Origin of the sequence: Luteolibacter flavescens, from assembly GCF_025950085.1 — a bacterium.
Classification (GTDB): domain Bacteria; phylum Verrucomicrobiota; class Verrucomicrobiia; order Verrucomicrobiales; family Akkermansiaceae; genus Haloferula; species Haloferula flavescens.
Genome location: NZ_JAPDDS010000016.1, coordinates 116,620 through 123,762, shown reverse-complemented (window position 1 = coordinate 123,762; position 7,143 = coordinate 116,620). Strand labels below are relative to the sequence as shown.

6 protein-coding genes are annotated in these 7,143 nt (G+C 66.1%); 1 reads left to right on the top strand and 5 read right to left on the bottom strand.

The window, feature by feature from the left end; translation table 11 throughout:
* Positions 1-85: 85 nt before the first annotated feature.
* The 5 genes from OKA04_RS21560 to OKA04_RS21540 all read right to left on the bottom strand — a co-directional run bounded on the left by OKA04_RS21560 (position 86) and on the right by OKA04_RS21540 (position 6,629).
* Entirely contained in the window at positions 86-643 is a 558-nt protein-coding gene (locus OKA04_RS21560; RefSeq protein WP_264503293.1) for an antibiotic biosynthesis monooxygenase, read from the bottom strand.
* 48 nt (positions 644-691) lie between these two features.
* A complete protein-coding gene (locus OKA04_RS21555; protein ID WP_264503292.1) occupies positions 692-1,954 on the bottom strand; it encodes an alginate export family protein in 1,263 nt (420 codons plus the stop codon).
* A 78-nt stretch (positions 1,955-2,032) separates the two neighbouring features.
* Positions 2,033-2,710: a hydrolase gene (locus tag OKA04_RS21550; RefSeq protein ID WP_264503291.1), complete on the bottom strand. Its 678-nt coding sequence runs from the start codon at positions 2,708-2,710 to the stop codon at positions 2,033-2,035.
* 52 nt (positions 2,711-2,762) lie between these two features.
* Positions 2,763-5,819 carry a serine/threonine-protein kinase gene (locus OKA04_RS21545; RefSeq protein ID WP_264503290.1) on the bottom strand — a complete coding sequence of 1,019 codons (3,057 nt, stop codon included), beginning with the start codon at positions 5,817-5,819 and terminating at the stop codon, positions 2,763-2,765.
* Between the two features lie 51 nt (positions 5,820-5,870).
* Positions 5,871-6,629, bottom strand: a complete 759-nt coding sequence (locus OKA04_RS21540) for an RNA polymerase sigma factor (RefSeq protein ID WP_264503289.1) — start codon at positions 6,627-6,629, stop codon at positions 5,871-5,873.
* Between the two features lie 80 nt (positions 6,630-6,709).
* On the opposite strand from OKA04_RS21540, the gene OKA04_RS21535 reads away from it, so the two are divergent.
* On the top strand, positions 6,710-7,141 hold the full coding sequence (locus OKA04_RS21535) for a 6,7-dimethyl-8-ribityllumazine synthase (protein ID WP_264503288.1): 432 nt from the start codon (positions 6,710-6,712) through the stop codon (positions 7,139-7,141).
* The last annotated feature ends 2 nt before the right edge of the window (positions 7,142-7,143 follow it).

The following is a 7,143-nucleotide window of genomic DNA, read 5'->3' as shown; positions in this document are numbered from 1 at the left end:
GTGCCCAAAAGTGTAACCCATGTCCCCGAACAAGTGTAACCCATGTCTCCGGCCTTTACAGGCTCCGCGCTCCCAGCGGAATAGTTCATGCCTTGAATAGCCATCGCTTCAGGAGCTTCGTGAGATTCGGCATCACCACCCAGGTCAGCAGTGCGACGACCAGGCCGGTGACGAGGACGTTCCGCAGCAGGTGCGGCCACGCGGGTAGCAGCTTGCCGAAGAATGGCGGCAGCAGGGAGGTGAGCGGATACACGCCCATGAAAGTGACCAGCGCCATCTTCGGCTTCGGCGGCGGCTTGTGCGCCGGCTCACCGGGCAGGGTGAACCATCCGGAAAGGCCGCCCATCTCCTCAATATGAGGATCTTCCTCGGTCAATGCACGCAGGCGCACCATCCACTCCTTGTAGCACTCCGATGTGGTAAAGGCACGCCGCGAATCGCTGTCAGCGAAGCGATCGACCACCGTGTATTCGCGCGGATTCGCCTGATCCGAGCGCAGCACGTGGATGCCGCGATTCCCCGGGGACGAAAGCGCGAAGACGATGAACTCACGCATCGCGACCTCGAAGTCCGCCTCGCATCCGGGCTTGGTGCGGCGACGGACCACGACGGTCACGGAGGGATCTTCCAGCGGCGGGGACATGCTCACCCGGGATCTTGGGCAGCCACACCGCGGCGTGACGCGCATTCTTCAGAACTCCTGCCGGAAGCTCGCTTGGAAGTAGTCCACGCTGCTCCCGCCGACGGACCTCAGCGACGGCCCCGCATCGTGATGCGTGTAGCCGACGAAGACGGACGTGCCCTGCACGACCTCCCACGCGACCGACGCATTGAAAGCCGTGCCGAGATAGCGCTCGCCATCCGGAGCGGGGCCACCGAGCCGCTGCAGCGGTGGCCCATAGACCGCATCGTCCGGACTGAAGCGCCATTGGAAATTCACGCCGAGGGTCAGCTCGACGTTTTCGCGCGGCTTCAGCGATACCAGCGGGTTCAGGTTGTAGAGGTTCGAGGGCGAGAGGAAGCCTCCTTCATTGAAGTAGTTGTTCGCCTGGAAGAGCGGGTGGAAGGTGTGCAGCGTCCCGGTGTCATCGCCGCCGGAGATCGCATCGGCACGGAGCTGCAGCGAGGGCCGCCACGGCGCGCCGACGAAGACGTAGCCAGTCCCGAGGCTCGCGGCACCCGCGATGATGTCGCGCCCGGCAGCCTCGCCGAATTGGAAGATCAGCTCGGTATTCAGAAGCACCGGCTCGCTGTCCCGCCACCAACGCGCGCCCACGGTGTGACGCGTCTCGTGCCCGCCACTCTCCGCGAAGATGGAGTCCTCGTCACGCAGGCCGATGTAGTAGAGATCGAGGAAGTTCCCGCCCCCGACCGGCATCACCGAGTAGATGCTCCAGAAGCGGATATCTCCGGGACGCGATTCATTGTCAAAGGCACCCGGCTCCACCGCCACGGGCGAGGCGATGAAGGCGTCCACGCGATGGTGCTCGTCCCGCTGCCAGGAGACGCGCAGGGCGTCGTGCGCCAACCTTTGGTTCGCCCCCTCGCGCGAGGCGAGAAGACGGCCCGAGCCGTAGTAAAGCGTTTGCCTGCCGGCCTGGATTTCGAGGAGATCATCCCCGAGCGGAATCCGGCCCGTCGCAAAGAGTTGGAGGAGATCCAGATCGTCTTCATCGGGCGGCCCGAGCGGCGATTCCCTTCCCCACATGTGGCCCCACGTCAGCTCCGCTCCGAGCTGGAAGGAGTCGGCAGGCCGCCATGAAAACATCGCCTGCACCCGCTGATGGACCCAGTCGTCATCCTCGACCGGGCCGAGCCCGAGATCCAATCCACGATAACTCTCGTACATCGTGCGCGCATGGCCATCGATGGACCAGCGCGGCTCCTCCTTCGTCCCGCCATGGCAGAGCGAAGCCAACACGGGGATGATTGCGGAGATTCTCAGCGCGATCATTCCCGCGGAGGTTTCGTTGGGGAAAAGCCTCCCGCAGCGGTGCCATCAACGCCACGGGAGGATCGCCGGAAGATCCGATCAGTGGCCTGCCTTCGCGGGCACCACCTGTGGCTTGATCGCGGATTGCGGGGCCTTGTGGACCATGGTGTAGGCATACTCCACGCCGATGCCGTAGGCACCGCCCTGCTCCTTGATGATGCCCATGAGCTTGTCGTAGTGCTCGCGGCGCGCCCAGTCGCGCTGCCACTCCAGCAGTGCTGGGATGGTGGTGACGCGGACGGCACCGGCCTGCACCATGCGGGAGAGCGCCGCCTCATGCGCGGCCTGCGAGGTGGCACCGCAGCAGTCTTCCACGACGTAGATATTGTAGCCCGCGCCGAGCATCTCGATGGTCGGCCAGGTCACGCAGACCTCCGTCCACAGGCCGGTGAGCAGGATGTTCTTTTTCCCGGTGGCCTCGATCGCCTTGCGGAAGGCGGCGTCGTCCCACGAGTTCATCGAGGTGCGCTCGATGACTTCCTGACCCGGGAAAACATCGAGCAATTGCGGCCAGACATAACCGCTGAAGGACTCGGTCTCCACCGCGGTGATCACGGCCGGAACGTTGAATTCCTTCGCCGCCTTCGCGAGCAGCGTGACGTTGTTGATGAGCGTGGCGCGGTCGATGTTCGCGACGCCGAAGGTCATCTGCGGCTGGTGGTCGATGAAGACGACGACGCTGTCTTCCGCCGTGTAGAGCTGGTGGTAGGGATTCATGGTGTTTCGCCGCTCTTCTTGGGAAGCGGCGAAACCCCGTGACCGGAAATTCTCACCGGATGTCGCCGATCTCCCCGAGCCGACCCCAGGGTCCCGGCTTCGTCCGCATCATCAGCACGCCCGGCAGCGGCGTGCCCCTGTCCGGGATGAAAACGGAGAGCCCGCCGCTCAAGGCATCGATCTGCGTGCCGGAGATGTTGTTCACGCGCAGGCGGCGGACGATCCGGAAGCGGTTCGTCTTCCCCGATGGCTGGGTCTCGGTCCAGTGCTCCCCCTCGCGCTGCCAGACGCGCTTGCCGGGATCATCGAAGGTGTAGTTGTAGGTGAAGCTCGCAGGGCTGTTGTCCACGGGCTCCGCTGCCGAGGCCTGCAGCTCGATGAAGCGCGGCTCATCCCGCAGATCTTCAAAGACGGAATCCAGCAGCAGCGAACCGATCTCCGGATGCCCCGATTCGAAGGATCGCTCGATGAAGCCGAGCGCCTGCAAGTCAGCCGTCGCGCGCTCCTTGCCCTCCGCTCCCATCAGGCAACCTGCCTGCGCGCTGAAGGAGGCCGCGCGTTCCAGATCCACCCATGAGGAAGGAAACACGTCCGCGATGCTCGCCGCCGCCATCAGCGTGGCATCCGGATCTCCGAGCTCGATGCAGGCTTGGCAAAGCTTGTCCTCCGCGGCCACCAGCGACGCGCGATAGTCCGGGCGCGAGGGCATCGCACCATAGGCACGCTCCAGGCATGTCACGGCCTGCTGATAGAGGTCCCGCGCTCCCGCGATGTCCTGCTGCCCGTGCCGCCGGTCGCCCTGGATCTCCAATGTCCGCGCCTCCAGATGGTGGTGGCCTGCATTCTCGGGAAACTCCCGGCCCAGCGAACGCCGCACCGAGACTGCCTGCTGGTAGGCTTCGTCCGCCTCCTGCTCCCGGTCGAGCCGGTCATAGATATCGCCCAGCGTGTGCAGCGCGAGACCCAGCCAATGCCGCGAGTCGGCATTCGGCCGCGCTTCGTTCGAAAGCTGGCGGTAGAGTTCCACCGAGCGCTTCGTGTATTCGAGACCCTCCTCCTTCTTTCCTCCCAAGACGAGGAGGAAGCCGAAGTTGTGATACGTCGCGGCAAGTTCGTTGCGGCGTTCGAAGGGGCGGCCATTGGCATTCGCCAGCGCCTCCTGGATGACCAGCGCCTCGCGGAACTGGTGCTCGGATGCAGCATGCCGCTCGGCATTCCCGAGGTGGTAGCCGAGGCTGGTGCGGGCCTGCGCGAGCTCGATGCGATACTGGTCCGAGCCGGGAGACTTCGCCACCTTAGCCTCGCGGATGGCGATCGCACGCAGCATCACCGCCTCTGCCTCGTCGATCCTCTCCGCCCTGGAAAGCGCCTCGCCGTAACCGAGCGTCACGGAGATCGCCGAGTCCCGGAAGGCCTCGCTCTCCGGGAAATCCCTCGCAAGCGCCTCGGCGACTTCCATGGACTGGCGCTGCAGGTCCACCGCCTCGGCCCGCCGGTCCATCTCGCGGAGGATCACCGAGAGGTTGTTGTAGCGGAGCACGAGATTGTTGCGATACTCGCTGTTCTCCGGAAAGTCCTCGGCCAATTCGGCGGTGATTTCTGCGGCCTGCCGCATCGCGTCGTGCGCCTTTTCCCGCTCGCCGACGTCGCGGTAGAGGCTGCCGATGCGGGCGAGCGCCCAGCTCCGGTCATTGCGCAGCACGGGATCGCGCGTGGTGATCCGCGTCATCTCGTCGTAATACGGCACCGCCGTCTCGAGCAGCTCCCGGCGCAGGGTACGGAATTCCTCGCCCTTCAGGAGCGGATGGCTGGTCACGCTATTGAGGTACTGCTCCACCGCCTCGCGGGCGCGGGTGAAATTCTCCTCCGCCAGCGTCCGGCTCACCTCCGCCTCCACCCGGCTCGCCTCTGCCTGCTGGCGCGATTTCCTCGCCTCTGCCGCCTGCCACAGGCTCAGCGCCGTGGCCGCGATGAGGGTAAGGACCACCACACTGGCCGCGGCGAGCACACCGCGATTCCGCCGCGCGAATTTCGAGAACTGGTAGGTCCACGTGGGAGCCACCGCCGTTACCGGCTGCTGGTCGAGGTAGCGGCGAAGGTCGAGCGCCAGGGCATTCGCTGTCTCGTAGCGGCGACGGCGGTCCTTCTCCAGCGCCTTCAGGACTATCCAGTCGAGATCACCGCGGATGGACTTCCGCACGCGCACCAGATCGCCACCACGGCTGGCCGCCACGGTCTCGTCCAGCATGCGGTGGCTGGGGCGGACGACCTCGCTGGTGCGGATGCGCCGCAGCACCTCGTCATACGCGGTGGCGTCGTCGATCTCGTCCGGCGTCCGCCCGCACAGCAGCTCGTAGAGGATGGCACCCAGCGAGTAGATATCGCTGCGGGTATCCACGTCCGGCACGCTGCCCGCCTGCTCCGGGCTCATGTACTGCAGCGTGCCGATCACCGCGCCCACGCGCGTGCGCAGCAGGCTCCCCTCGGGGGCCGCCTCATTCGGCGCGCCGAGTGCCTTTGCGATGCCGAAGTCGATCACCTTTGGCACCGGCCTGCCGTCCACCTCGGCCACGAGGATATTCGACGGCTTCAGGTCCCGGTGCAGGATCGCCTTCTGGTGCGCGTGCTGCACCGCTTGGCAGACGGGGATGAAAAGCTCCAGCCGCTCCCGCACCGTCAGGCTCCGCGCATCGCAGTAGGCGGTCAGCGGCTCGCCCCTCACCAGCTCCATGGCGAAATACGGCAGGCCATCCGGGCAAGCCGCGGCATCCAGCACCGCGGCGATATTCGGGTGATCCATCATCGCCAGCGCCTGGCTCTCCGCCCCGAAGCGCGCGATGATCTCGCGGCTGTCCATGCCGCGCTTGATCAGCTTCAGCGCGATCTCCCGGCGGATCGGCTCCGTCTGCTCCGCGCTCCACACTTCACCGAAGCCGCCCTCGCCCAGCAGCGCGATCAGCCGGTAGCGCCCCACCATGTCCCCCGGCTTCTCGTCCCGCAGCCGGCGCGGGCCATCGGCATGAAAGCCGAGGTCCAGCAACGCATCCGCGGATTCGCCGGAAAGCGGCGCGCGGGGCTGCTGACGGGGAGTGGAGGGTTCCTCGGCCATTTTCGCAGGGTTGAAGCACAAAGCCCGCCGGGGGAGAAAGCGATTCCTTTCTCAGCCACGCAGCGCCGCCTTCAGCGCCACCAGCTCCTCGTCCACTTTTTCCGCGGTCGCCTCGTGCAGCGTCGCGGCGATCTGCTGGCGCAGGCAGTCGCGGAATTTCCCACGCAGGCGGCTCACCACCTTCCGCACCGCCTCGCCATTCATGCCCAGCTCCGCCGCGGCCGCCTCGTAGCTGCCATCCGCCACGGCCGCCGGATTCAGGAAAGCCTCCACCGCCGAGAATTGCACACCGCGGCCGGCGGCGCGCTCGCTCTCCCCCAGGTCGTGGAGGGCCGCGTGCAGCACGGACATCGCCCAGCTCCGGTCGAAGTGTGCCTCCGGCGTCGCCACGTCCTGCGGCTCCGCCTCGTAGCGGCTCTCGGCGTGGCCCACGTCCAGCGAGATCAGCTCCCGCCCCCCGCCCCGCTTTTGCGCCAGCTCTCGCCCGCGCACGTCGCCGATGTAGCGCTGGAAGATGGTCAGCAGGAAGGTCCGCAGCTTCCCCAGCTCCTGGCTCGCGGCGGAGAAAAGATCCCGCTCCAGCAGGTAGTGGAAGAATCCCTGCGTCAGATCCTCCGCATCCTGGCGCGGGTGACCCTGCCGCCGGGCGAAGACGTAGAGCGGATACCAGTAGTCCGCGCACAGCCGCTCCAGCGCCACCTGGCGGTCCGCCGGGCTGCCGCCGCGGCAGACATCCACCACCGCCGTCCACTGGGTGACGGGGAAGGGCGAGGCCATGCCGGTGCTCATCGGGCGAAAGGGAGGTGCCAAGAAACGACGAAAGTCCCCCGCTTCCTTCAAGCCTGATTTCCAGACTCGCCAAGTCCGCCCGGCCCCACGAGATTATCCTCATGCACGTCGCCCTGATTTCCGCCACCTGGCATGCCGACCTCCTGCTCGGCGCCAGCACGGCCTGTCAGGAGGCGCTGGCCGTGGAGGCGGCCACCACGGAGAGCTTTACCGTGCCCGGCTGCCTGGAGATCCCCCTCTTCGCCCAGAAGCTCGCCCGCACCGGGAAATACGACGCCATCATCGCATTCGGCCTCATCGTCGACGCCGGCATCTACCGTCACGAATTTGTCGCCGATGCGGTGCTGTCCGGGATGATGCGGATACAGTTGGATACAGGGGTGCCCATCCTTTCCTGCGTGCTCACCCCGCATCATTTCGACGAAAGTGAGGAGCGCATCGCTTTCTTCCGCGAGCATCTCGTCGTGAAGGGCAAGGAAGTCGGCCGCGCCGCACTCGCCATCGTGAATCTCGGGACCGCTGTGAACCGCTAGAA

Coding starts and splice junctions, on each gene's coding strand:
- OKA04_RS21555 (WP_264503292.1), bottom strand. CDS start 1,954: ATGATCGCGCTGAGAATCTCCGCAATCATCCCCGTGTTGGCTTCGCTC.
- OKA04_RS21550 (WP_264503291.1), bottom strand. CDS start 2,710: ATGAATCCCTACCACCAGCTCTACACGGCGGAAGACAGCGTCGTCGTC.
- OKA04_RS21545 (WP_264503290.1), bottom strand. CDS start 5,819: ATGGCCGAGGAACCCTCCACTCCCCGTCAGCAGCCCCGCGCGCCGCTT.
- OKA04_RS21535 (WP_264503288.1), top strand. CDS start 6,710: ATGCACGTCGCCCTGATTTCCGCCACCTGGCATGCCGACCTCCTGCTC.
- OKA04_RS21560 (WP_264503293.1), bottom strand. CDS start 643: ATGTCCCCGCCGCTGGAAGATCCCTCCGTGACCGTCGTGGTCCGTCGC.